This is a genomic window from Bradyrhizobium sp. WBOS07 (assembly GCF_024585165.1).
GTDB lineage: Bacteria > Pseudomonadota > Alphaproteobacteria > Rhizobiales > Xanthobacteraceae > Bradyrhizobium > Bradyrhizobium japonicum_B.
The window spans coordinates 2,295,407-2,319,304 of record NZ_CP029008.1; the positions used below are offsets into that span (position 1 = coordinate 2,295,407).

The following is a 23,898-nucleotide window of genomic DNA, read 5'->3' on the forward strand; positions in this document are numbered from 1 at the left end:
GCAATGACGCCGTCAGGTCAGCCATTTCGGCACCCAGCGCTCCGGGCGCGGGGCACGGGCCAGATCGACCCTGGCTTCTGACAGCAGCGCCGGCTCGCCGTCGATGGTCGGGCGGACATCGTATGCGAAGTTCGGCATGACGCGGCCGTCCGCATGGAGGCCGAAATTCATCGCGTACCACAGCCCGAGTTCGGGCTGCGCGCGGCGCATCTCCTCGCGCAGATCGCGCAGCAGAGACTCGATCGATGCGGCCTCTTCGAACGGCTGCGGCCCGCGCGCGAGCACGCGCGCCTCGTACTGCTTGCCGACGATCGCGACCGCGAAGCGGGTCCGGTCCCAGGGCTTCTTGCCCTTGGGCAGATGCGCCGCCAGCCGCCAGCCGAGCTCGGCCATCAGCCGGTGATTGGCCCAATAATCCTCGCGCTCCCGGCTCCACTTCTCCATGAAACCGCGGAAGTCGGGCAGCTCCGCCGAAGTCTCCTCGACCGCCGTCGGCTCGCCATGCGGCCGTCCGGCGAGCCATTGCGCAAGCTCGACCGTCTGAGCCTCGACCTCGTCATGCGGCTTCAGATCGCTCCAGGCGTTGTCGAATTGCTGCGACGTCAATTTGGCGAGCAGCCCGTCGAGGCTCGGCGCCAGTAATTCGTAGGCGCCCTCCGATCCGAGCCCCACGATCGGCGGATTGTCGCGGTCGAGACCGGCGCCGTACCAGCCGCCGACGGCCGAACCATCCGGCAGCCGCATGAACAGCGAAAACCTGTCCCGCAACGGACTGCCGTCGACGATCGGCGCGTGATCTGAGAACTGGCCCTGCAGCGCAAAGCAGCCGACGCTGCCCCAAGGCCGCCCCTCCAGCCAGCCGGCAAAGTCGACCAGCAGCGGAGGCGCTTCGATGCCCGGCGGAAATGCGCCGCGAATGCTGTCGAGGTCGATCGGATAAGACGTGTCGGACAAGGCTGAAACTGTCTCGTTGGTCCCGCCCCTCTTGGTCTGAGCCGAGTTGCGTCCGGTTCGAACCAATTCGCGTATCTCGATCACAAACGCGCCAGCGAGGCGATGGTTTCTGGGGGCCAGACAATGAAATGGCGGGAAACCAGCGGAATCCGGGAGCGGACGATACCCGCCCGATGACCACATCGACCTTGCTCGCAGGCTTCTTCCTCTTGGTTGCCGCGGCGCGACGCGCGCGGCTACCAGCGATGTGTATTGTGACACTATAGTGCATTCACGCAGAGGTCACCGACTCGGCCTAACTCTGCCCGCGCTTCTCAACGCGAGCGAGGAACGAGGATGAGCCTTTCGGGCATGCTGCGCACGCAGCGCTTCGACGATTACCGTCTCTGCCATCAAAGCACCGTCAACCAGACGCTGCATCTCTTCAGCGCCGTGATCTTCCTGTTCTGCTACGGGCTGCTGTTCGTAGACCCTGCGCTCGCCGGCATCGTCGGCTGGATTGCGATGCTGACGCGGCAGACCGGGCATTTCTTCTTCGAGCCGAACGGCTACGACGCCGTCAACGACGTCAGCAATGACTACAAGGAAGCGATCAAGGTCGGCTACAACCAGACCCGCAAGATCATCCTGCTGCTGGTATGGGGCAGCGCGCCAATCGCGTTGTATGTCGATCCGACGCTGTTCGGACTTTTCGATCCGCCGGCCGGGCGTCTCGACTTCATCCGCCATGTCGGCACGCTCTGGCTCGCGATCGGCATCGGCGGCGGCCTTGCCCGCATGCTCCAGCTCTTCGCTACCCGCGACGTCACGACCGGTCTGGTCTGGGCGTTCAAGGTGCTGACCGACCCATTCCACAACATCGCGCTGTACTGGAAATCGCCGCTCAAGCTGATGCGCGGCGAGCTGATCGACACCGCGATTGCCGACGCCGATTGGGGCGACGAGGACGCCGAGGAAGCCGCTCACCTGACCTGACCGATGCACGCCGGGCGGGTGTCAGCAAAACGCCCGCTTGACAAGCCCAGGCATTGGCATGTATTGCCGCGCCCCATGATCAACCGGACCAACCAGCGCACCGCCATGCTCCGCCGTCGCTCCCGCGACGACGAGAGGGTGCGCCATGTCCGACGACGCCGCTGAACCACTAGAATTCAGCCGAGGTTTTCGAGAAGGCCGCACCCGCAAGGTGCGGCCTTTCTGCTTTTTGCGCCCGTTTTCCACCCGCCTCCAGAGGAGTTCGACATGACGACGCATCCGTACGACGCGCTGATGGACATCACCGCACGGCCGAAAGCCGTGTTCGTCCGCGGCGCCGGCTCCTATCTCTGGGACGACGGCCGCAAGCGCTATCTCGACTTCGTGCAGGGCTGGGCCGTGAACTGCCTCGGCCATTCCCCGCCGGCCGTCGCCGACGCGCTTAGCTCGCAGGCCAAGCGGCTGTTGACGCCGAGCCCGGCCTTCTACAACGAGCCGAGCCTGAAGCTGGCCGCGGCGCTGGTCGGGGCCAGCGCGTTCGACCAGGTGTTCTTCGCCAATTCCGGCGCGGAGGCCAATGAAGGCGCGATCAAGCTCGCGCGCAAGTTCGGCAGCCTGCACAAGGGCGGCGCGTTCGAGATCATCAGCTTCGAAGGCGGCTTCCACGGCAGGACGCTGGCGACGATGTCGGCCTCCGGCAAGAAAGCGTTCGAGCCGCTGTTCGAACCGAAGGTCGCGGGCTTCAAGAAGGCCAAGCTCAACGACATCGCCTCGGTCGAGAGGCTGATCAACGCCAACACCGTCGCCGTGATGCTGGAGCCGATCCAGGGTGAATCAGGCGTGTGGCCGGCAACCGATGCGTTCCTGCAGCAGCTACGCGCGCTGACCGAGGCGCACGGCCTGCTGCTCATCTTCGACGAGATCCAGACCGGCATGGGCCGGACCGGAAAACTCTTCCACTACAAGCACACCGGCATCGCGCCGGACATCATGACGCTCGGCAAGGGCATCGGCGGCGGCGTGCCGCTCGCAGCCCTGCTCGCGACCGAACGCGCCTCCTGCTTCGAGCACGGCGACCAGGGCGGCACGTTCAACGGCAACCCGATCATGTGCGCTGCCGGCCTCGCGGTGCTCGAGGCGGTCAAGAAGCCCGACTTCCTCAAACAGGTCGCCGAGACCGGCCTCTTGCTGGAAAGCGAGCTGCAGAAGGTCTCGGCCCGGCACGGCCTTGGCGGCGTGCGCGGACGCGGCCTGCTGCTCGCGCTCGACCTCAAGCTGCCGATCGCGCCGGGCATCGTCGCGCAGGCGTTCGAGGCCGGCGTGCTGCTCAACGCGCCGCAACTCGACACGCTGCGCTTCATGCCGGCGTTGAACGTCGCGAAGGCCGAGATTGCCGAGATGATCGATTGCCTCGACGGGATCCTGACCAAGGCCGGCGCGGCACGGCGGGTCGCCTAAGGTGGCGTAGGGTGGGCAAAGCGAAGCGTGCCCACCATTCAGAAGTGGTGGGCACGGCGCTTCGCGCCTTTGCCCACCCTACGAGACCTCAACGGTAACGGCGAGTCACGGCTTCAAGATCGACGCGCCCGTGGTCTTGCGGCTTTCGAGATCGATATGCGCTTTCGCGGCGTCCTTGAGCGCGTAGGCGTGGTTGATCGGCACATGTAGCTTGCCGTTGATGACGGCGGCAAACAGCGTGTCGGCGCCTTCCAGCAGCTCCTTGCGCGTGCCGACGTAATCGTTGAGCTTCGGCCGTGTCGCGAACAGCGAGCCGTGATTGTTGAGCTCGGCGATCGCGAACGGCGGCACCGGACCCGAGGCGTTGCCGAACGAGACGAACATGCCGCGCGGCTTCAGGCAGGACAGCGAGCCCGGGAAGGTCGCCTTGCCGACGCCGTCATAGACGACGTCGCAGCCCTCGTTGCGGCTGATCTGCTTGACGCGCGCGACGAAATCCTCCTCGTTGTAGAGGATGACGTGGTCGCAGCCGTTGGCCTCGGCGAGCTCGGCCTTCTCGCGCGAGCCGACCGTGCCGATGACGTGGGCGCCGAGCGCCCTCGCCCATTGGCAGGCGAGCAGGCCGATGCCGCCGGCGGCGGCGTGGACCAGCACGCGGTGATGCGGCTCGACCTTGAAGGTCTTGTGCAGGAGATACCAGACGGTCAGCCCCTTCAGCATCAGCACCGCACCTTGCTCGTGGGTGATGTGGTCGGGCAGCTTGACCAGCTTCTCCCAGGGGATGTTGCGCTCGCCGGTATAGGCGCCGAGATTGTGATAATAGGCGACGCGGTCACCGGGATGAAAGTTCGTAACGCCGGGCCCGACCGCGACCACCTCGCCCGAGGCCTCGTTGCCGGCGATGAAGGGCAGCCCCGGCGCCTTGTAGAGCCCGGTGCGATAGTAGACGTCGATGAAGTTCAGGCCGACCGCGTGCTGGCGGATCCGCACCTCGCCGGGCCCGGGCGCCGGCACGTCGACGCTCTCATAGACCAGGGCTTCGGGGCCTCCGACCTTGTGCACACGGACCGCTTTGGTCATCGCCTGACCTCCTGTTCTCCAAGGCGCAAGCGAAAGACATCGCGCCCACCTTGTCAACTCGATGCAGCTGGAACGCCTAAACCGACGGCGTGCCGGACCTCTTGCGATTGCGCCTGGCCAGCACGTTGAAGAATTCGACCGCCGCCGAGAACGCGATCGCGAAGTAGATATAGCCGCGGGGAATGTGGAACTGGAATCCGTCCGCGACCAGCGCGACGCCGATCAGCACCAGGAAGGCGAGTGCCAGCATCTTCGTGGTCGGATGCTCCGCGACGAAGCGCGCCACCGGACCCGCCGAAACGTACATGACCGCGCAGGCAATCACGACCGCCGCGACCATGATCCGGATGTCCTCCGCCATGCCGATTGCGGTGATGATCGAATCCAGGGAGAACACGAGGTCGACGACGATGATCTGGACAATCACCCAGAAGAAGGCGCTGCCTGTGGACTTGTTCTCGTTCCGGCCGTGATCGGACTCGACCTCACCGTGAATCTCATGCGTCGCCTTGGCGATCAAAAACAGGCCGCCGCCGATCAGGATCAGGTCGCGCCAGGAGAAAGCCTGCCCCGCAACCGAGAACACCGGCGCGGTCAGACCGATCAGCCAGACCAGCAGACTGAGCAGGATGAGGCGGAAGACCAGCGCCAGCGCGAGGCCGATCTGGCGGGCGCGGTGCGCCTGCTGCTCGGGAAGGCGCGAGACGAGCACCGAGATGAAGATGACGTTGTCGATGCCGAGCACGATCTCGAGCGCCGTCAAGGTGAACAGCGCGGCCCAGGCTTCGGGGCTGGTGATGAGGTCGGTCATGCGAAGGATCGCACCAATCGTATCAAGGCATCGCTGAAGCTGATCCAGAGCGCGATGGCGCAGAGCACGATGGTGACGCCGGTACCGACGCGAAAGTCCATCTCCAGCACGTAGAGGGCGAGCACCGCCCAGATCGCGATCAGCGACATCGTCAGCCAGCGCAGCCGCACGACGCGGACCGGATGCAGCACGTGAAACGGCACGAAGGTCAGCACGACCAGCGCGGTCACCAGCAGCGTCGACCACAGCGGCGGCCAGTGCAGCAGGAACAGGTAGAACGCCGCCGCATTCCACAGCGCCGGGAAGCCACGGAAATGATTGTCGTCCGCCTTCATGCGCAAATCGGCGAAATATAAGGCGCTGGTGACGATGATGGCGACGCCGAGCAAGGGAGCCGCGACGGGCAGCAACAGGCCGCTGGCCACGATCGCATAGGCCGGCACGAACACATAGGTGACGAAGTCGACCACGAGATCGAGCACGTCGCCCGACCAGTTCGGCTGCACGTTCTTGACGTCGAGCCGGCGCGCGATCGGACCGTCGATCGCGTCGATGATCAGGGCGACGCCGAGCCATTGAAACATCGCCGCCCAGTGCTCGCGCACGGCCTCCAGCATCGCCAGCAGCGCGATCGCCGCGCCGAACGCGGTGAAGATGTGCACCGAGAAGGCCGCGGCGCGGATCGCGGGCGTGGGCTTCAGGGAATCCTCTTGGCTATCCATGGCTCCTGCTATCAGAATGAGGTCGATTTGCACATCCGCCATTGCGGCGCGCCGTCGCACACTTGGCCACGACATGGGACACCATCAGCGGGCTTGAATTTGCCACGGGGCGTGTCATGTGTCGTTTCATGACAGACGCCTCGACACTTTATGACACCGCCGTGATCGGCGGCGGGCCGGCGGGGCTTGCCGCGGCGATCGCGCTGGCACAGGCGGGTGGCCGGACTGCATTGGTGGCGCGTCGTGCTCCCTATGCCGACAATCGCACCACCGCATTGCTCGGTGCCTCCGTCGACCTCCTGGAGACGCTCGACGTCTGGTCGCGCTGCAGGGACAAGGCGGCCGCGCTCGAGGTCATGCGCCTCGTCGACGACACCGGCCGGTTGTTCCGCGCGCCGGAGGTCCGGTTCTCCTGTCACGAAATCGCGCTGGATGCCTTCGGCTACAACATCGACAACCGCTCGCTGATGCTGGCGCTGGAAGAACGTGCGGCCGAGCTGCCCAATCTCGTCCGTTTCGACGACGAAGCCGAAAGCATCGTCGTCGAGGCCGAAGACGTCGCCATCCGGACGGCCTCCGCCCAGTTTCTCGCGGCCCTCCTCGTGGTCGGCGCCGACGGCCGGCATTCGCTGTGCCGGGAGGCTGCCCGCATCGACGTGTCGCGGCGCGAGCTCAACCAGACCGCGCTGACCTTCAACGTCGGCCACACCAGGCCGCATCGCAACGTCTCGACCGAGTTCCACACGCCGCACGGTCCGTGCGTGTTCGTGCCCCTGCCCGGCGACCGCTCTAGCGTCGTCTGGGTCTCGGCTCCGGCCGAGGCCGAGCGGCTGCGGAGCCTCGATGACGCCGAGCTGTCCGCGGCGGTCGAGAGGCAGTCACATTCGATCCTGGGACGGATGAGCGTGGAGCCCGGACGCAACCTGTTCCCGCTGGCGATCGAACGTCCAAAATCCTTCGGCCGCGACCGTATCGCGCTGGTCGGCGAAGCCGCCCATGTGGTTCCCCCGATCGGCGCCCAGGGCCTCAATCTCGGCCTGCGCGATGCCGCCGACATCGCGCGGCTTGCCGGGGAAGCGGTCGCCGCGGGCCAGGATCCCGGCGCGGACGAGGTGCTCACGCGCTACGACCGGGCGCGGCGTCCGGACATCCTGAGCCGCACGTTTGCGATCGACATTGCCAACCGCTCCCTGCTGAACGATTTCCTGGCGCTGCAGCCGGTCCGCGCTGCCGGCATGCACCTGCTCGGCGCCATCGGCCCGCTCCGGCGCTTTGCAATGCGCGAGGGCCTGACGCCGACTTGGCGAAGGTAGCTGTTAGGTTGAACAAATTGGCCGCAAGCTCGGTGCAACCTCTCCCGCTTGCGGGGGAGGTCGGCGCGAAGCGCCGGGTGGGGGCTCCCTCCCTTTAGGGAGTTTCTCCGCAGACCTCGGACAATCCCGATGCGGAAATACCCCCTCCCCAACCCTCCCCCGCAAGCGGGAGAGGGAGCGCACCGTCTCCGTGGAGAAGAACTCCCCAACCCTCCCCCGCAAGCGGGAGAGGGAGCGCACCGTTTGCGTTGCAAGAGGCTTCAGCCCTCACGGAAACGCCAGCCGCCCCGTCTGGATCGCCCACATCACGCTGGTCAGCGTGACCACGGACGCGAAGGTCCCGAGCAGCACGGCGACGGAGGCGGATTCGATCCAGGCATCGTTCTGCCGGGCGATCACGAACACGTTCAGCGCCGGCGGCAGCGAGGCCATCAGCACGGCGGTGGCGGCCCAGGGCTGCGCGAACGGCCCGAACGCCAGCATCAAGCCAAACGCCGCGAGCGGATGGAATAGCAGCTTGATCGCGACCACACCCGGCACCTCCCATGGGACGCGGTCGAACGGGCGCAGCGCCACGGTCACACCGAGCACGAACAGCGCGGTCGGCGCCGCCGCGTTCTGCAGGAAGGTGATGGTGCGATCGAGCGCGACGGGAATCTCGATATGAAGGGCTGCGACGGCGGCGCCGAAGCAGGCCGACATGATCAGCGGGTTGAGCACGATCTGCTTCAGCACCACGCCGAAGGCGTGCACGATCGAGGGATGATCACGGTCGGACAGCTCGATCAGGAGCGGCACGACGGTGAACAGGAAGATGCTGTCGCAGCAGAAGATCAGTGCCGTCGGCGCCGCAGCCTTGCTGCCGAGCACGGCGAGCGCCAGGCCCGGCCCCATATAGCCGATATTGCCGTAGCCGCCGGACAGGCCGGCGAGCGTCGCCTCGCGCAATGTCAGCCGGCCGAAAACCTTGCCGACGACCAGCGCCAGGGTGAACGCGGCGACCGTGGACAGCGTGGTCGCGATCAGGAACGGCGGATTGTTCAATTCCGAGAACGGCGTCTTGGACATGATCGCGAACAGCAGCGCCGGCAGCGACACGTAGAGCAGGAAGAAGTTCATCCAGGCGAGGCCTGATTCCGGCAGGGATTTGACCTTGCCGCATGCGAAACCGACGAAGATCAAGCCAAAATATGGTAGCGCGAGATTGAGGATATCGACCATTGATGAAGTGTTTTCTGAAGACTTGGGGGCTATCTCCCCCTCAAGTGAACGCCAATTCCAGATCAGGCCACTAGCATCGGCCACAATCCTGGTCTATCGACGGGGAATGATTAAAGCGCGGACCGCCAAATTCCAGATCGGACAGGTCGTGCGCCACCGGATCTTCTCGTTCCGGGGCGTCATCTTCGACATCGATCCGGAATTCAACAACACCGAGGAGTGGTGGCTGTCGATCCCCGAGGAGGTGCGGCCCCACAAGGATCAGCCGTTCTATCACCTGCTCGCGGAGAACGCTGAGTCGGAATACGTCGCCTATGTCTCCGAGCAGAACCTGCTGCCGGACGAGTCCGGCGAGCCGGTCCGGCATTCCCAAGTCGCCGAGATCTTCATCAAGAACAAGGATGGCGGCTACCGCCCGCGCAATCCGTCCCTGAATTGAGTCGCTCCGACCGGCGACCGACAAACAAAAAGGCGCTCGAGACGAGCGCCTTTTTCATGTCCGGGATTTGGTCCCGACTACTTCTGGCCAGCCGGCGGCGTGCCCTGCTGCTCGAGCTTCTTGCGCTGCTCCTCGGCCTTCTTCTGAAGCTCTTCCTGAAGCTTCTTCTGGGTTTCCTCGAACACCTTCGGATCGGTCGGCGGACCGTCATAGGCCTTCTGGAATTCGCCGGCGAGCGGCAGCGGCAGGGTCAGCGGCGCGCCATTGGCGTTGATCGCCTGCACAACGAGATTCTGGCCCTTCTTCATGTTGTTGATGAGCTCGGGCGTTGCCTCGTAGTCCGACATGCAGCCGTTCTGGAAGCAGATCACGTAGGGCTGCTGCAGCGGCGGGTTGTTGTCCACGATGATCCGGGTGCCGTGGACGAGCTGCATGCCGAGCGGCAGCGTCACGCGCAGGATCTTCTTGGGCTCGCCTTCCGGCTCGATGATCACGGCGGCGATGACCGGCTGGCCCGATTCGATGCGGCCGTCCTTGCCGGTAAAGCAGACCTGCTTGGCGTTGGCGTCCTGGCCCTTGAGGCAGAACTTGGTCCAGGGGGCATAGATCAGCTGGATCTGCTGATCGGCCGGCTGCGCCGCACCCTGCTGGCCGCCTTGGGCCGGCGGCTGCTGAGCCTGCGGGGATGCCGGGGCCGGAGCCTTCGGGGCGGCCTTCGGAGGGGCAGCTTTCGGGGCCGGAGTCGCCTTGGGCGCGGGCGCGCCGGGAGCCGGAGCGGGAGTTTGGGCCTCAGCGGTGAACGGGACGACCAACGCCGTCGCCGTCAACAAGGCGAGAATTCGCCCGCGCGGCCGGACGGACGCGGCCAAGTAACGGAAATTCATTGCGGAAAACCCTTTCTGAACGGGAAGTGCCCGAACCGCTCCGAAGCGCCGAACCTGGCCGCCTTGGGCGCGGCTCTCTCCCCGTCAATTGAGGCGGATAAGTGACGGGCTCGACGCTCTTGCGCGATCGGGTGCCTTCTTAACGTGGCCGACGAAAAGATCAATGCCGACAAGCGCCTTTGGCCACATCCGCGGCTGCGTCCGGGGAAACTCCCTGTGATAGGATTCGGGGCACGCCGTCCTCGAATCAACCTGTGCCGATGTTCATGTTCCAACGCCTTTTCGAGGGCCTCGGTGTCCGCCTTGGCGTCCTGATCCAGGCCTCTGCCCTTGCCCTGGGCTTGAGTGACGGAGCGTCGATGGGCGCGGCACGGGCCGAGGACGCCCATGCCATCGCCATGCACGGCAAGCCGGCGATGCCGGCCGATTTCGTCCATATGCCCTACGTCAACCCGGATGCGCCCAAGGGCGGCCGCTTGACCTGGGGCATGCTCGGGACCTTCGACAGCCTCAATCCCTTCATCGTCAAGGGGCTGGCCGTGCAGCAGATGCGCAGCTACGTGGTCGAGAGCCTGCTCGCGCGCGGCCATGACGAGCCGTTCACGCTCTATGGCCTGCTCGCCAGGAGCGTCGAAACCAACGACGAGCGGAGCTTCGTCACGTTCCGTCTCGATCCGCGCGCCCGTTTCTCCGACGGCAAGCCGGTCGCGGCCGAGGACGTGCTGTTCTCCTGGCAGCTGCTGCGCGACCACGGCCGGCCGAACCACCGGCAATATTACACCAAGGCGGTCAAGGCCGAGGCGCTCGATCCCCTCACTGTCCGCTTCGACCTCGCCGGCGCCAACGATCGCGAGTTGCCGCTGATCCTCGGCCTGATGCCGATCCTGCCGAAGCATGCGGTCGACGTCGCAAGCTTCGAGGAGACGACGCTGACGAGCCCGATCGGCTCCGGCCCCTACCGCGTCACGGCGGTGAAGGCAGGCGCCAGCGTGACGCTGACCCGCAATCCCGATTATTGGGGCCGCGATCTGCCCATCAACCGCGGCCTCTACAATTTCGACGAGATCCGGCTCGACTATTTTCGCGAGGCCAACGGCCAGTTCGAAGCTTTCAAGCGCGGCCTCTACGATTTCCGCGTCGAGCACGAACCGCTGCGCTGGCACGACGGCTACGACTTTCCGGCCGTCAGAAGCGGCGATGTGGTCCGCGACACCGTGAAGCCGGGCTTGCCGCAGCCATCCGAATTCCTGGTGTTCAACACGCGCCGCCCGATCTTCGCCGACATCCGCGTGCGCCAGGCGCTGACGCTGCTGTTCGATTTCGAGCTGGTCAACCGCAATTACTTCTTCGGGCTCTATTCGCGCGCTGCCGGCTATTTCGCTGGCTCGGACCTGTCGGCCTATGGCCGCCCGGCGGACGGACGGGAACGTGAGCTGCTCCAGCCGTTCGCCGCCCGAATTCCGTCCGACATCATGGACGGCAGCTACCGCCTTCCCGCGACCGACGGTTCGGGACGCGACCGCACCACGCTGCGCGCGGCGCTGAAGCTGTTGTCCGAGGCTGGCTACGATCTCGACGGCACGGTGCTGCGCAACCGCGCGACGCGAGCGCCCTTCAGCTTCGAGATCCTGGTCACGACCCGCGACCAGGAGCGTATCGCATTGGCGTTCCAGCGCGACCTCAAGCGCGCCGGAATCGAGCCGAGCGTGCGCTCGGTCGATCCCGTGCAATTCGACCAGCGCCGGCTCGCTTACGAATTCGACATGATCCAGAACCGCTGGGACCAGTCGCTCTCGCCCGGCAACGAGCAATATTTCTACTGGGGCAGTGCGGCCGCCGACAATCCCGGGACCCGCAATTACATGGGCGCCAGGGATCCGGCGGTCGATGCCATGATCGCCGCCCTGCTCGAGGCCCGTGAACATACGGATTTCGTCTCCTCGGTGCGGGCGCTCGACCGCGCTTTGATCTCGGGCTTCTACACAATCCCTCTGTTTAACGTATCCGAGCAATGGATCGCGCGCTGGAATCGGATAGAACGACCCAAGGCCACCTCGCTCTCGGGCTATTTGCCGGAGACCTGGTGGGCGAAGGGGCAGAAGCAAGCCACTGAAGCAAAGTGACGTCGTGAACCAGCCAGCCGTATCGCCGACGCTCGACACGCTGTTTCAGCGCACGCTGATCCGGCAGCCGCATGCGACCGCGCTGCTCGATCCCCTCAACAAGGCACGCATCACCGGGCACCAGCCGCGGCGGATGACCTATGCCGAGGCCGACACCGCCATCGAGGCGCTGTCGGCATATTTCGTCGAATCGGGCCTGCCGGCCAATTCCGTCATCGCGATCCAGCTGCCCAACACGGTCGAGTTCGTGCTGACGGTGCTCGCCGCCCATCGCGCCGGTCTCGTCGTCGCCGTGCTGCCGCTGCTCTGGCGCCATGCGGAACTGACCGCGGCGCTCAATCGCACCGCGGCCCGTGCCATCGTCACCATGAGCAAGGTCGACGGCACCAGCTATGCCGACCTCGCGATGCATGCGGCCGCCGAAGCCTTCTCGATCCGTCACGTCTGCGGCTTCGGAGAAGACCTGCCCGAAGGCATGGCCTCGCTCGACGACGTGCTTGCCCGCCCGCCCGGCACCACGCGCGCCGTGATCCAGGACGGCCGCAAGGCGGCGATGATCTCCTTCGACGTCACCGCGGAAGGCTTTCGTCCGGTGCCGCGGCCGCATTTCAGCCTGATCGCCGGCGGGCTCGCGATGTCGCTGGAAGCCGACATCCGGCAAGGCGCGACATTGATGGCGGCGTTCGCGCCGATGTCGTTCGCCGGCCTCGCCTCCTCGCTCGCTGTTTGGCTGCTCTCCGGCGGCGCGCTGGCGCTGCATCATCCCTTCGAGGTCGAGGTGCTGGAGCAGCAGATCAACGAGCATGATTGCGAGGTGCTGATCGCGCCGGCGCAGCTGGCCTTGCGGCTCGGCGATTCCGACCTGGCGGCTCGGATGCCATCCTTGCGCAACGTCATCGGCCTGTGGCGCGCGCCGGAGCAGGTGGCTGCGAGCGATGCCTGGATCGCCCCGCATGCGCCGCTGACCGACGTCTATCTGTTCGGCGAGGCAGGCCTGTTCGGCGCCCGCCGCGGCGAGGATGGCATGCCGGTCGCGGTGATGCCCGGGCCGCACGGCGCTCCGCGCGAGCAATCCGGCTCCTCCATCGCCGGCGAGAGCCTGCTGACGCCGAAGGGCACGCTCGGCCTGCGCGGCGCGATGGTGCCGATCGCGGCCTACGCCCCGCCGCAGCCGGTCGGGGAGACCCTGACGGCGCAGCCGCCGCGCGACTATGTCGACACCGGCTATGCCGCGCGGATCGACCGCCCGAGCGGTGCAATCTGCATCACCGCGCCGCCCTCCGGCATCATGGCCGTCGGCGGCTACCGCTTCCTCTCCAACGATTTGCAGGAATGGGCCCGCCGGCTCGGCCAGGGCGCCCTCCTCACGGCGCTGCCCGACCGCCTCTCCGGCCACAGGCTCGCCGGACGCGCCCAGGACAACGCCCGCGCCCGCGAGGCGCTCAGCGAGCTCGGGCTTAACCCTCTGATGGTCGAAGCTTTTCGCGATCGCTCCGGGCCGGTCTAGGCGCAGTTTCGCCGGATATGTTGACGCCGCATTAAGGCGGCCAAACTAGATTGCGCGGCATCTGTTGCGTCATCAGAGTTTGTCGAATGTCCCAGGCGGGCCCGATCCTCTTTGTGTCCAATGCCGATCGGCCGCGCTTCGTTGGGGCACTGGACGAGGCCCGGCTGTTTCCCGTGGTCGACACCGACTGGGCCGGCGCGGCACGCGCGGTCGATGAGGTGCAGCCGGCCGCGATACTCGCCGCGATGCATGGCGGACACGAGCCGCATATGGCCGCGCTCTCCAGGAAGATCGCCGACCAATCGCCCTACCTTCCGTTCGTCGTCGTGGATGCGGCGGGCACGCTGCCTCATAACGCCCTGCCCTTCTCCTCGCGCGGCGGCAACCCCGACCGCCTAATCGCACGGCTTCGCGCCGCGCTGCGCGTGCGCACGCTCCATGCCACCGTGCTGCGCCGGCTACCCGAGGTGAAAGTCGCACTGCCGCAAGGTGACCCTGCCCGCGATGCCACCGTGCTCCTGATCGGCCGCGGCGCCGCCTACCCCGCGTTGTCCGTCGCGCTCGGCGAACGCGTCGGCGTCGTCGGCGCGCTCTCGATCGAGGCCGCCGCGAAGCATCTCAACACCCGGGACCTCGACGGCGTGGTCCTCGCCGAGGGCTTTACGGCGCGCGTCACCGACGCCTTTCTCACGGTGCTCGCCGAGGACACCCGCTTCCGCAGCCTGCCGGTCGTCGTCACCGCGCACCAGCTGACGCAAACCTACGATCTGCCCAATCTGGAGCTGATCCCGGGCGAGCCGGCCAAGGTCGCCGCCAACGCGTTACCCCTGATCCGCCAGCACGCGATGGAAGCGCAGTTGAGCCGCACCTTGCGTTCGATCGATGCCGGCGGCTGGCTCGATCCGCGCAGCGGCCTGCTCACGGCGGAAGCCTTCGCCCGGGATTTTGCCAAGGCGGTCGAGCAGGCGCTGGCCCGCGGCGGCGGTCTGTCCGTCGCGCGTTTCGCCTTCGACCCCGGCAATTCCCGCGCCCAGCTCGACGCCGCGCGCATCCTCAGCCGCCTGATGCGGCAGATGGATTTCGGCACGGCGCAGAGGGACGGCTCGGTCATCGTCGTGTTCGCGGAGACCGACTTCCGCACGGCCCATATGATCGCGCGGCGTCTGTCGGCGGTGATGCGGCATACTTCCAACGGCAAGCACGAGATGCGCAGCGACCCCGTCGTCAGCGTGGACTCGCTGTCGCCCTCGGATACGGCAAGATCGCTGCTGGCGCGGCTGTCGGCGGATGCGTCAAGGGCGGCGTCGTAATCACGACCTCGCTGCCGTAGGATGGGCAAAGGCGCACTTGCGCCGTGCCCACCAGCTTTCCCTGACGACAGAATTCGTGGGCACGCTTCGCTTTGCCCGCCCTACGACATCTCGCCCCGCCCTCACGCCGCCTTCTTGCTCTCCGCGAGCTGGGCCAACTGACGCATGATCTCCGTCGTGCCCGCAAGCCGCTCTTCCGGGGTCTCCCAATCCTGCAGGAACACCACCTTCATGTCGGGCCGCACCTTGGCGGCCTGGCCGTAGCTGCGGATGAAGCTGACGAGGCGATCGGGATGGGCGAAGGAATTGTCGCGGAAGACGATGACGGCGCCCTTCGGGCCGGCGTCAATCTTCTCGACATTGGCCCTGCGGCAGAACGCCTTGATCGCGGCGACCTTGAACAGGTAGCGCACCTCGTCGGGCAGCACGCCGAAGCGGTCACGCATCTCCGCGCCAAAATTCTCGATCTCCTCCTCGGTGTCGAGATCGGCGAGGCGCCGGTACAGCGACAGCCGCACCGAGAGATCGCCGACATAGTCCTCCGGAATCAGCACGGGCATGCCGATGGTGATCTGCGGCGACCAGCGGTCGGCGGCAGGCTCGGAGACGCCGGCCTTGAGGTTGACGATCGCCTCCTCCAGCATCGACTGATAGAGCTCGAAGCCGACCTCCTTGATGTGGCCCGACTGCTCCTCGCCGAGCAGGTTGCCGGCGCCGCGGATGTCGAGATCGTGGGAAGCGAGCTGGAAGCCGGCGCCGAGCGTCTCCAGCGATTGCAGCACGGTGAGCCGGCGCTCGGCCTGCGCCGTGATCTTCTGCTGCGCCGGCAGCGTGAACAGCGCATAGGCGCGCAGCTTGGAGCGGCCGACGCGGCCGCGCAGCTGATAGAGCTGGGCGAGGCCGAACATGTCGGCGCGGTGCACGATCAGGGTGTTGGCGTTGGGAATGTCGAGGCCGGATTCCACGATCGTGGTCGACAGCAGAATGTCGAACTTGCCGTCGTAGAACGCGGTCATGATGTCCTCGATCACCGCGGGCGGCATCTGGCCGTGCGCGACCGCGACCTTCATCTCCGGCACGTTCTTGTCGAGGAAGTCCTTGACCTCGGCGAGGTCGTCGATGCGCGGCACGACGTAGAACGCCTGGCCGCCGCGATAGCGCTCGCGCAGCAAGGCCTCGCGGATCATCAGCGGATCGTGCGGAGCGACGAAGGTGCGCACCGCGAGCCGGTCCACCGGGGGCGAGGCGATGATCGAGAGCTCGCGCACGCCGGTAAGCGCCAGTTGCAGCGTGCGCGGGATCGGCGTCGCCGACAGCGTCAGCACGTGCACCTCGGAGCGGAGCGCCTTAAGCCGCTCCTTGTGGGTGACGCCAAAATGCTGCTCCTCGTCGACGATCACGAGGCCGAGGTCGCGGAATTTGATCGCCTTGCCGAGCAGCGCGTGGGTGCCGACGACGATATCGACCGAGCCGTCGGCGATGCCCTTCTTGACCTGGTTCAGCTCCTTGGTCGGGATCAGGCGCGAAGCCTGCGCCACGTTGACCGGGAAGCCCTTGAAGCGCTCGGTGAAGGTCTTGGCGTGCTGGCGCGCCAGCAGCGTGGTCGGCACCACGACCGCGACCTGCTTGCCTTCGAGCGCGACGGCAAACGCCGCGCGCAAGGCCACCTCGGTCTTGCCGAAGCCGACGTCGCCGCAGATCAGCCGGTCCATGGGGCGGCCGAGCTCGAGGTCCTTCAGCGTGGCTTCGATGGCCCCGAGCTGGTCCTCGGTCTCGTCATAGGGGAAGCGTGCGCAGAACTCGTCGTAGAGGCCGGGTTGCACCGGCAGCTTGGGTGCCTCGTGCAGATGGCGCGCGGCCGCGATCTTGATCAATTCGCCGGCGATCTCGCGGATGCGGTTCTTGAGCTTGGCCTTGCGGGTCTGCCAGCCGCCGCCGCCCAGCCGGTCCAGCTCGACACTGGTCTGGTCGGAGCCGTAGCGCGACAGCAGCTCGATGTTCTCGACCGGCAGGAACAGCTTCGTCTCGGCGGCATAATGCAGCTCGAGGCAGTCGTGCGGCGCGCCGGCGACGTCGAGCGTCTGCAGGCCGATGAAGCGGCCGATGCCATGGTCGACATGGACGACGATGTCGCCGGCGGCAAGGCTCGTCACCTCCGAGATGAAATTGTCGAGCTTGCGGCTCGCCTTGCGCGGCCGCACCAGGCGGTCGCCCAGAATGTCCTGCTCGCTGATGACAGCGATCTCGTCGGTCTCAAAACCGCTCTCCAGGCCGAGCACCGCGAGCATGGTCTCGTTGCGCGGGGTCGCCTGCACGGTGCGCCAGGAATTGACGCTGGTGGTGTGGGCCAGCTTGTGGTCGCGCAGCATCGAGGCCATGCGGTCGCGCGAGCCTTCGCTCCACAGCGCGATCACCACCTTCTTGCGCTGGGCCTGCAGCGCCATGACGTGGCCGACCACGGTTTCGAACACGTTGATTTTGGCATCGTTGCGCTCCGGCGCGAAGTCGCGGCCCTTGCGCGCGCCGGCGTCGACGACACCCGTTCCGTCAGCCGGAACCGAGAACTGCGTCAACCGCACCAGCGGCATCTCGCTCTCGCGCTTGGTCCATTCCTCGCCGGTGAGATACAGCCGGTCCGGCGGCAGGGGCTTATAGATCGCGCCGCCTGCGGGATGCTCCATCGCGTCGCGCCGGGCCTCGTAATAGTCCTGGATCTGCTTGAAGCGCTCGCGGACGGCATCCTCGGCCTGCGGCTCGATCGCGATCGGCGCGCCTTGCAGATAGTCGAACAGCGTGTCCATGCGGTCCTGGAACAGCGGCAGCCAGTGCTCCATGCCCGGGTGGCGGCGGCCTTCGCTGACCGCCTCATACAGCGCATCGTCGCGCTCGGGCGCGCCGAACTCGGCGACGTAGCCCATGCGAAAGCGGCGGATGGTATCGGTGACCAGCTGGAATTCCGAGACCGGCACGAGGTCGAGCGCGCGCATGTCGAGCAGCGTGCGCTGGGTCTCGGCGTCGAAGGAGCGGATCGATTCCAGGCTGTCGCCGAAGAAATCGAAGCGGACCGGCTGCTCGAGGCCGGCCGGAAACAGATCGAGGATGCCGCCGCGCACGGCATATTCGCCGGGCTCGCGCACGGTCGAGGAGCGGTTGTAGCCGTTGTGCTCGAGCCAGGCGACGATGGTGTCCATCGGAACGACATTGCCGGGGGCCACCGACAGCGCCTGCGCCGCGACCAGCTCGCGCGCGGGCACGCGCTGCACGGCGGCATTCACCGTGGTCAGCACGATCAGCGGCTTGTCGCTGCCGGTGAGCGAGGCAAGCCGGGCCAAAGTCGTCAGGCGTTGCGCCAGAATGCCGCCATGCGGCGAGACGCGGTCATAGGGCTGGCAGTCCCAGGCCGGGAACGTCAACACCGGCAGATCAGGCGCGAAGAATTGCAGCGCGCGTTCGAGCTGCTGCATGCGCGGACCGTCGCGGCAGACCACGGCAAGGCTGACGGCCGGCTTCTTCGGTCGCGCCGCAATGGCCCGGGCCAGATCGGAGACCACGAGGCCTTCGGCGCCTTCCGCGACATTGGCAAGCGTAAGCGCCCGGCCGGGTGCAAGCAGCTCGGCCGGCGATTTCATCCCCTGCTTCATGCGTCGCGTTCCGGGATCGGGAAGGCCTTGATGCGGGCAAACAGAGCACCGGTGACATCAGCCGGCAGCACCTTGTCGGAGGTGATGGCGGCATAGAGATCGGGATCGTTGACATCGAGCAGCGTCTCGAGCTGCGTCAGTTCGTCATCAGACAGGTTGCCGATCTCGGCATCCGCGAAGCGGCCGAGGATCAGGTCCATCTCGCGCGTGCCGCGGTGCCAGCAACGGAACAAAAGCCGCTTGCGGCGATCGTCCAGCCCGCCGCTCGATCGTGTCGTTCCCGTCATGTCTCAAATCCAGTCAAACGCAGAAAGCCCGGACGTGCCGGGCCGGGGTGATATAGCCACTCAGGGTGGCCGTGTCAGCCCTCGATTTGGCATGGCCCGACAGCCGGCGCAGCGTACGAAAAAAGACGTGGATGCCCGGCACAAAGCCGGGCATCACGGGCCGAAACGATCCTAGATTCGCCTCATGCGCCCCAGCCTGCTCAATCCGCTGTTTGCTGCCGTGACCAGCCTGCCCGGCGTCGGTCCGAAGCAGGACAAGCTGCTGCAATACCTGCTCAGCCGCAGCGAGACGCCGCGGCTGGTCGATCTCTTGCTGCATCTGCCGAGCCAGGTGATCGACCGCCGGGCGCGGCCAAAGATCCGCGACGCGGTGCAGGGAACCATGGTGACGCTGGAGGTCGTTGTCGATCGTCACCGCCCGCCTCCGCCGCGCAATTCACGCGCGCCGTATCTGGTCTATGCCAGCGACGACACCGGCGACGTCGTGCTGACCTTCTTCCGCGCCAAGCCGGGCTATGTCGAGAAGCTGCTGCCGGTCGGCGAGAAGCGCTATGTCTCCGGCACGCTGCAGATGTATGACGGCATCCCGCAGATCGTGCATCCCGACCGCGTGCTGGACGAGGAGGCGATCGCCAAGCTCTCGGGCATCGACCCGGTCTATCCGCTCACAGAAGGCCTCGCACTCGGCACGCTGCGCCGGGCTATCGCGCAGGCCTTGCAGAAGCTGCCGGCGCTGCCCGAATGGATCAGCCCGGAGGTGATGCGGCGGTGTAACTTTCCGCCGATCACGGAAGCGCTCAATCGCGTGCACCAGCCGGTCGAGCTGACGGACATCCTGCCCGATCAGCCGTTCTGGTCGCGTCTCGCTTTTGACGAACTGCTGGCCGGCCAGCTCGCGCTCGCCCTGATCCGCGCGCAACTGCGCCGCCCCGCCGGCGTGCGCAATGCCGGCGACGGGCATCTGCGCAACAAGATCATCGACGCCCTTCCCTACGCGCTCACGCCCTCGCAACGCAGCGCCGTGGCGGCCATCGCCGAGGACCTAAAGCAGCCGGTGCGCATGCTGCGCCTGCTCCAGGGCGACGTCGGATCGGGCAAAACCGTCGTGGCGCTGCTCGCGGCCGCCGCGGTCGCGGAGGTTGGCAAGCAGGCCGCGCTGATGGCACCGACCGAAATCCTGGCACGCCAGCATATCAAGACCATCGCCCCGCTCGCCGAGCGAGCCGGCATTCGCGTTGCGATCCTCACCGGCCGCGAGAAAGGCAAGGAGCGGCGCGAGATCATCACGCAGCTCGCCGCAGGCGAGATCGACTTGCTGGTCGGCACCCACGCGCTGATCCAGGACGATGTGACCTTCCACGACCTCGCACTGGCCATCGTCGACGAGCAGCACCGCTTCGGCGTGCGCGAACGCCTCGCGCTGACGTCGAAGGGCGAAGCCGTCGACGTGCTGGTGCTCAGCGCCACGCCTATACCGCGCACGCTGGTGCTGACCTATTTCGGCGACATGGACATCTCCGAGCTGCGCGAGAAGCCCGCCGGCCGGCAGCCGATCGACACCCGCGCCGTCGCCATGAGCCGGCTCGGCGAGGTCATGGACGGCGTCGGCCGTGCCTTGCAGGCGGGAAAACTGGTCTACTGGATCTGTCCGCTGGTGGAAGAGTCCGAGGCCGAGGGCACCGAGCACCTCACCAACGCGACCAAACGTTTCGAGAGCCTGCAAAAGCGTTTCGGCGATCGTGTCGGCCTCGTTCACGGCCAGATGAAGGGCACGGAAAAAGACCGTGTGATGGGCCAGTTCGCCGCCCACGAGATCGGGCTCCTGGTCGCGACCACCGTGGTCGAAGTCGGCGTCGACGTGCCCGCCGCCACCATCATGGTGATCGAGAACGCCGAGCGCTTTGGCCTTGCCCAGCTGCACCAGCTGCGCGGCCGCATCGGGCGCGGCTCGGAGGCCTCGACCTGCATCCTCCTCTATTCTGAGCCGCTCGGCGAGATGTCGAAGGCGCGGCTGAAAGTGATCCGCGAGACCACTGACGGTTTCCGCATCGCCGAGGAGGACTTGAAGCTGCGCGGCGAAGGCGACGTCCTCGGTGTGCGCCAGAGCGGCCTGCCCGGCTACCGCATCGCGCGCCCGGAGGTGCACGGGCAGCTGATCGCCCAGGCGAGAGACGAGGCGCTGCGCATCATGAAGGACGATCCGAAGCTGAAGGGCGAGCGCGGCGAGGCGCTGCGGTGCCTGCTGTATCTGTACGAGCGGGACGAGGCGATCCCGCTGATCGGGGCGGGCTAGCTCGCGGCCCTTTGTCGCCCGACCTCGTAGGCCGCAACATGCGCGCGGGCGAGATCCAGTAGCGGCGTCTCGATGCCCAAGGTCCGGGCTCGGTTCGCCATATCGCCGAGGATGTGCTCGCACTCGGTCATCGAGCCGCGTTCGATATCGCGCAACATCGAGGCCTTCAGCGGCGAGTCGAGGGTCGTGAACAGCTTGTGATCGAACTCGATGAACGGCGCACGCGGCTCATACCCCGATGCCGTCGCAACGGCGCAGCATTCGGCGAACAGGCGGAAGATGGATTGCTCACCGTTGGGCACGGCCAGGATGTCGCCGATGATTGCGCGCATCAGGCAGGTGATCCCCGCGATCGTCGAAAGCTGAACGAATTTCTCCCACATGTCCTGCGTGATCGCCTCGCTGGCGCGCACGTCGATGCCGGGAACATCGAACAATGTCTCCAGCGCGAGCGCGCGTTCACTCAGGGCGCCCTCGATCTCGCCGAAGACGATGGTCTGGTTGGCCATGAAGTGGACGACCCGGCCATCCGGATCCAGCCCGGCACTGACATTGGCGAGACCGCCAAGGACGCGAGCAGCGCCGAACTTTGAGATGAGAGCGTCGAGATGTCTCAGCCCGTTCAGGATCGGAAGGATCGTCGTGCCCGCACCGACGGCGGGCGCAAACTGGCTCATCGCGTCATCGAGCGAATAGGCTTTCACGCCGACGAGCACGACGTCGAATGATTCATCGAGATCATGCGCCAGGATGATGTTCGGCTGCACAGTGAAATCGCCGTGCGGGCTCACGACTTTTAATCCGTCCCGGCGCAATTGCTCCGCCCGCGTCCCGCGCACCAGGAAGGTCACGTCGCGGCCTGCTCGAACCAGGCAAGCTCCATAATAGCCGCCGAGCGCGCCAGCGCCGATCACCAGCACTCTCATTCGAACTCCCGTCTCAGACCCGCAAACATAATAGCAGATGGGTTCCGCAGCGTCTCCTCCCCGTCTTCGCGAGTGTGGCGACGCAATCCGGACTCCTTCCGCGGAGAGAGACTGGATTGCTTCGCTGCGCTGGCAATGACGTGGGATAGAGACCCGCACACCGCAACCACGAACCTTGCGGGACCGCAAGTGGGCGCGTCAGGTCTGCTTCCGCGCGATCCCCGCGGCAAACGCCTTCATCAGCTCCGCATCCACCGCCTCGCCCTTCGCATCCTCCGCCAGATGCTCGAACCAGCGCGCAAAGCCCTCGTAGATCTGGCTGGCCGGATGATCGGGGCCGAGGAAACCGGAGATCTCCCGCATTTCCGCGACCCAGCGATAGGCTTTCGGAATCATGTCCGGCAGCGCGACTTCGAGCCGCGCCAGGATCGCGGGCTGGCTCAATGCCAGCTCGTCGCGCAGCGCATCGGCGGCGCCTGCTCTCGTTGCCGCGATCACCATGGCCGAGCCGATGCCGGCGAGACCCTTGACGATGCCGGCGTAGGACATCTTCAGCGCCGAGGCGGCGCCGACCGGGCCCTCCACGATGCGCAGGTCGAGCCCGAAATCCCTCAGCACCGCGACATCGACGGCGTGCTCGCCGGATACGTAGAACGCAGGACTCTTGCCGCCCGGCTGCGGCGGAAAGCCGATGATGCCGGCATCGACGAACGGCGCCTGCGCCGAGCCGATGATCTCCTCAATTCTTTGCACGGTGTCGACGTTGACGGCGTTGCAATCCACCACGATCGGCTTGTGCTCGCGCCTGACGATCAGCGCCGCCAGCCGCTCAGCCAGTGCGACGGCTTCGCCCGGCGGCACGATCGAAAGAATGATGTCGGCGGCGGCGATCGCCTCGTCATCGGCACCGATCATGCCGGCATCTGCTGCGCGTCTGCGCGTCGCCTCGCTCCGCCCGGTCAGGGACGTCAGCACGCGCGCGTCATGCTCGCTGAGACGGCGGGCGACGGCGCTGCCCATGGCGCCGGGCGCGAGGATCGCAATGGTCTTGGACATCGTGCACTCCGCATCGAACGCCGAGCGAGGACGCTCGGCTCGAGGGGAGACTAGCAGAGGACGCCAAGGCGCGCGTGACCGGCGCCATCCCGCAACGGAATGGCTCTACTCCACCTTCGCAGGCTCGGGCTGGATCGCCGACGCATTGGCGATGCGCGCGGCATGCGCCATGCCCGCAAGTGCCGCCGCCTTCTTGGAATCGGGGGCCGAGCCCGGCTGGACCACGCCGGCCGACATGATCAGGGTTGCGGCATCCTCGGCGGTGAGGTCGACCTCAATGATTTTGCTCTTCGGAACATAGAAGAAGAAGCCGGTGGTCGGGTTCGGCGAGCACGGCAGGAACACCGAGACGTGCTCCTCCTGACCCGGCAGGCTGCGCGCAATGTCCTCGTTCGGCGATTGCGAGATCAGCACGATCGACCACATGCCCGGCGAGGGAAACTCGACCAGGCCGACTTTGCGGAAGCTCGAGCCCTTGCCCGAGAACAGCGTCTCGAACACCTGCTTCAGGCCACGGTAGATGGCGCGCACGGCCGGAATCCGGCCGAGGAAGGTCTCGCCGACATCGACCAGGGTGCGGCCGATCAGATTGGCGGCGAGGAAGCCGACCAGCGTCAGCGTGAAGAATGCGACGACCAGCCCCCAGCCGGGAATGACATAGGGCAGATAGGTTTCCGGCCGGTAGGCGAGCGGCACGAACGGCCGCACCACGCCGTCGACCCAGGTGACGAACCACCAGACCAGGTACAGCGTGATCGCGATCGGCCCTGTGACCACGAGGCCGGTGAGAAAATAATTGCGGAAGCGGCCCATCAGGCCGGTATGCGGTTCCGGGAGGGGATCAAGAGGCGCAGGCGCGTCGTCGCGGGGGGTCATTCGGGTTCCAGGTCGGTCGCAG

General features: G+C 66.4%; 19 protein-coding genes. 8 read left to right on the forward strand and 11 right to left on the reverse strand.

Annotated features, from left to right (window positions below):
* Positions 1-12: 12 nt before the first annotated feature.
* Positions 13-954 carry a hypothetical protein gene (locus tag DCM79_RS10820; RefSeq protein ID WP_257179828.1) on the reverse strand — a complete coding sequence of 314 codons (942 nt, stop codon included), beginning with the start codon at positions 952-954 and terminating at the stop codon, positions 13-15.
* Positions 955-1,290: 336 nt separating this feature from the next.
* Between DCM79_RS10820 and DCM79_RS10825 the strand changes: the two genes are divergently transcribed.
* Entirely contained in the window at positions 1,291-1,929 is a 639-nt protein-coding gene (locus DCM79_RS10825) for a hypothetical protein (protein WP_257179829.1), read from the forward strand.
* Between the two features lie 267 nt (positions 1,930-2,196).
* On the forward strand, positions 2,197-3,387 hold the full coding sequence (locus DCM79_RS10830; protein WP_257179830.1) for an acetylornithine transaminase: 1,191 nt from the start codon (positions 2,197-2,199) through the stop codon (positions 3,385-3,387).
* Positions 3,388-3,492: 105 nt separating this feature from the next.
* Here the strand turns inward: DCM79_RS10830 and DCM79_RS10835 are convergent, their stop codons facing one another.
* The 3 genes from DCM79_RS10835 to pcsA form a co-directional block, all read right to left on the reverse strand.
* Positions 3,493-4,467: a quinone oxidoreductase gene (locus tag DCM79_RS10835; protein ID WP_246929843.1), complete on the reverse strand. Its 975-nt coding sequence runs from the start codon at positions 4,465-4,467 to the stop codon at positions 3,493-3,495.
* 76 nt (positions 4,468-4,543) lie between these two features.
* Positions 4,544-5,278, reverse strand: a complete 735-nt coding sequence (locus DCM79_RS10840; protein ID WP_257179831.1) for a TerC family protein — start codon at positions 5,276-5,278, stop codon at positions 4,544-4,546.
* Positions 5,275-6,042: a phosphatidylcholine synthase gene (pcsA, locus tag DCM79_RS10845; RefSeq protein WP_257179832.1), complete on the reverse strand. Its 768-nt coding sequence runs from the start codon at positions 6,040-6,042 to the stop codon at positions 5,275-5,277. The genes DCM79_RS10840 and pcsA overlap by 4 nt, the downstream gene beginning before the upstream one ends.
* A gap of 86 nt (positions 6,043-6,128) precedes the next feature.
* Here pcsA and DCM79_RS10850 point away from each other — a divergent pair, with 86 nt between their 5' ends.
* Positions 6,129-7,313, forward strand: a complete 1,185-nt coding sequence (locus DCM79_RS10850) for a UbiH/UbiF family hydroxylase (RefSeq protein ID WP_257179833.1) — start codon at positions 6,129-6,131, stop codon at positions 7,311-7,313.
* 267 nt (positions 7,314-7,580) lie between these two features.
* On the opposite strand, the gene DCM79_RS10855 is transcribed toward DCM79_RS10850, so the two are convergent.
* Positions 7,581-8,534, reverse strand: coding sequence for an AEC family transporter (locus tag DCM79_RS10855; RefSeq protein ID WP_257179834.1), 954 nt, complete (start codon positions 8,532-8,534; stop codon positions 7,581-7,583).
* A gap of 106 nt (positions 8,535-8,640) precedes the next feature.
* Between DCM79_RS10855 and hspQ the strand changes: the two genes are divergently transcribed.
* Positions 8,641-8,973 (forward strand): heat shock protein HspQ, encoded by a 333-nt coding sequence (gene hspQ / locus DCM79_RS10860; protein ID WP_028136346.1) that lies wholly within the window; start codon positions 8,641-8,643, stop codon positions 8,971-8,973.
* A 77-nt stretch (positions 8,974-9,050) separates the two neighbouring features.
* Here the strand turns inward: hspQ and DCM79_RS10865 are convergent, their stop codons facing one another.
* The gene (locus tag DCM79_RS10865; RefSeq protein WP_257179835.1) at positions 9,051-9,857 is read right to left on the reverse strand and encodes an invasion associated locus B family protein; all 807 of its coding nucleotides are present in this window, start codon (positions 9,855-9,857) and stop codon (positions 9,051-9,053) included.
* 260 nt (positions 9,858-10,117) lie between these two features.
* Between DCM79_RS10865 and DCM79_RS10870 the strand changes: the two genes are divergently transcribed.
* The 3 genes from DCM79_RS10870 (at position 10,118) to DCM79_RS10880 (ending at position 14,797) form a co-directional block, all read left to right on the forward strand.
* Complete coding sequence (locus tag DCM79_RS10870; RefSeq protein WP_257179836.1) at positions 10,118-11,980, forward strand: extracellular solute-binding protein; 1,863 nt, start codon at positions 10,118-10,120, stop codon at positions 11,978-11,980.
* A gap of 4 nt (positions 11,981-11,984) precedes the next feature.
* Positions 11,985-13,487, forward strand: coding sequence for a class I adenylate-forming enzyme family protein (locus DCM79_RS10875; RefSeq protein ID WP_257179838.1), 1,503 nt, complete (start codon positions 11,985-11,987; stop codon positions 13,485-13,487).
* An 86-nt stretch (positions 13,488-13,573) separates the two neighbouring features.
* Positions 13,574-14,797 carry a GGDEF domain-containing protein gene (locus tag DCM79_RS10880; protein WP_257179839.1) on the forward strand — a complete coding sequence of 408 codons (1,224 nt, stop codon included), beginning with the start codon at positions 13,574-13,576 and terminating at the stop codon, positions 14,795-14,797.
* Positions 14,798-14,919: 122 nt separating this feature from the next.
* On the opposite strand, the gene mfd is transcribed toward DCM79_RS10880, so the two are convergent.
* Together mfd and DCM79_RS10890 are read right to left on the reverse strand one after the other, a co-directional pair.
* Complete coding sequence (mfd, locus tag DCM79_RS10885) at positions 14,920-18,438, reverse strand: transcription-repair coupling factor (RefSeq protein WP_257179840.1); 3,519 nt, start codon at positions 18,436-18,438, stop codon at positions 14,920-14,922.
* A complete protein-coding gene (locus DCM79_RS10890) occupies positions 18,435-18,725 on the reverse strand; it encodes a succinate dehydrogenase assembly factor 2 (protein ID WP_257179841.1) in 291 nt (96 codons plus the stop codon). The genes mfd and DCM79_RS10890 overlap by 4 nt, the downstream gene beginning before the upstream one ends.
* Before the next feature lie 184 nt (positions 18,726-18,909).
* Here DCM79_RS10890 and recG point away from each other — a divergent pair, with 184 nt between their 5' ends.
* Positions 18,910-21,018 carry an ATP-dependent DNA helicase RecG gene (recG, locus tag DCM79_RS10895; RefSeq protein ID WP_257179843.1) on the forward strand — a complete coding sequence of 703 codons (2,109 nt, stop codon included), beginning with the start codon at positions 18,910-18,912 and terminating at the stop codon, positions 21,016-21,018.
* Here the strand turns inward: recG and panE are convergent.
* The 3 genes from panE to DCM79_RS10910 form a co-directional block, all read right to left on the reverse strand.
* A complete protein-coding gene (gene panE, locus DCM79_RS10900) occupies positions 21,015-21,944 on the reverse strand; it encodes a 2-dehydropantoate 2-reductase (RefSeq protein ID WP_306556723.1) in 930 nt (309 codons plus the stop codon). The genes recG and panE overlap by 4 nt on opposite strands.
* Before the next feature lie 198 nt (positions 21,945-22,142).
* Positions 22,143-23,000 carry an NAD(P)-dependent oxidoreductase gene (locus tag DCM79_RS10905; RefSeq protein ID WP_257179846.1) on the reverse strand — a complete coding sequence of 286 codons (858 nt, stop codon included), beginning with the start codon at positions 22,998-23,000 and terminating at the stop codon, positions 22,143-22,145.
* A gap of 105 nt (positions 23,001-23,105) precedes the next feature.
* Complete coding sequence (locus DCM79_RS10910) at positions 23,106-23,876, reverse strand: DUF502 domain-containing protein (protein ID WP_028136336.1); 771 nt, start codon at positions 23,874-23,876, stop codon at positions 23,106-23,108.
* Positions 23,877-23,898: the final 22 nt, after the last annotated feature.

Bases quoted from the DNA above. Each gene is read 5' to 3' on its own strand.
- DCM79_RS10830 (WP_257179830.1), top strand. From the start codon at position 2,197: ATGACGACGCATCCGTACGACGCGCTGATGGACATCACCGCACGGCCG.
- DCM79_RS10890 (WP_257179841.1), bottom strand. From the start codon at position 18,725: ATGACGGGAACGACACGATCGAGCGGCGGGCTGGACGATCGCCGCAAG.
- mfd (WP_257179840.1), bottom strand. From the start codon at position 18,438: ATGAAGCAGGGGATGAAATCGCCGGCCGAGCTGCTTGCACCCGGCCGG.
- DCM79_RS10840 (WP_257179831.1), bottom strand. From the start codon at position 5,278: ATGACCGACCTCATCACCAGCCCCGAAGCCTGGGCCGCGCTGTTCACC.
- DCM79_RS10835 (WP_246929843.1), bottom strand. From the start codon at position 4,467: ATGACCAAAGCGGTCCGTGTGCACAAGGTCGGAGGCCCCGAAGCCCTG.
- DCM79_RS10865 (WP_257179835.1), bottom strand. From the start codon at position 9,857: ATGAATTTCCGTTACTTGGCCGCGTCCGTCCGGCCGCGCGGGCGAATT.
- DCM79_RS10825 (WP_257179829.1), top strand. From the start codon at position 1,291: ATGAGCCTTTCGGGCATGCTGCGCACGCAGCGCTTCGACGATTACCGT.
- pcsA (WP_257179832.1), bottom strand. From the start codon at position 6,042: ATGGCGGATGTGCAAATCGACCTCATTCTGATAGCAGGAGCCATGGAT.
- DCM79_RS10880 (WP_257179839.1), top strand. From the start codon at position 13,574: ATGTCCCAGGCGGGCCCGATCCTCTTTGTGTCCAATGCCGATCGGCCG.
- DCM79_RS10850 (WP_257179833.1), top strand. From the start codon at position 6,129: ATGACAGACGCCTCGACACTTTATGACACCGCCGTGATCGGCGGCGGG.
- recG (WP_257179843.1), top strand. From the start codon at position 18,910: ATGCGCCCCAGCCTGCTCAATCCGCTGTTTGCTGCCGTGACCAGCCTG.
- hspQ (WP_028136346.1), top strand. From the start codon at position 8,641: ATGATTAAAGCGCGGACCGCCAAATTCCAGATCGGACAGGTCGTGCGC.
- DCM79_RS10905 (WP_257179846.1), bottom strand. From the start codon at position 23,000: ATGTCCAAGACCATTGCGATCCTCGCGCCCGGCGCCATGGGCAGCGCC.
- DCM79_RS10870 (WP_257179836.1), top strand. From the start codon at position 10,118: ATGTTCATGTTCCAACGCCTTTTCGAGGGCCTCGGTGTCCGCCTTGGC.
- DCM79_RS10910 (WP_028136336.1), bottom strand. From the start codon at position 23,876: ATGACCCCCCGCGACGACGCGCCTGCGCCTCTTGATCCCCTCCCGGAA.
- DCM79_RS10855 (WP_257179834.1), bottom strand. From the start codon at position 8,534: ATGGTCGATATCCTCAATCTCGCGCTACCATATTTTGGCTTGATCTTC.
- panE (WP_306556723.1), bottom strand. From the start codon at position 21,944: ATGAGAGTGCTGGTGATCGGCGCTGGCGCGCTCGGCGGCTATTATGGA.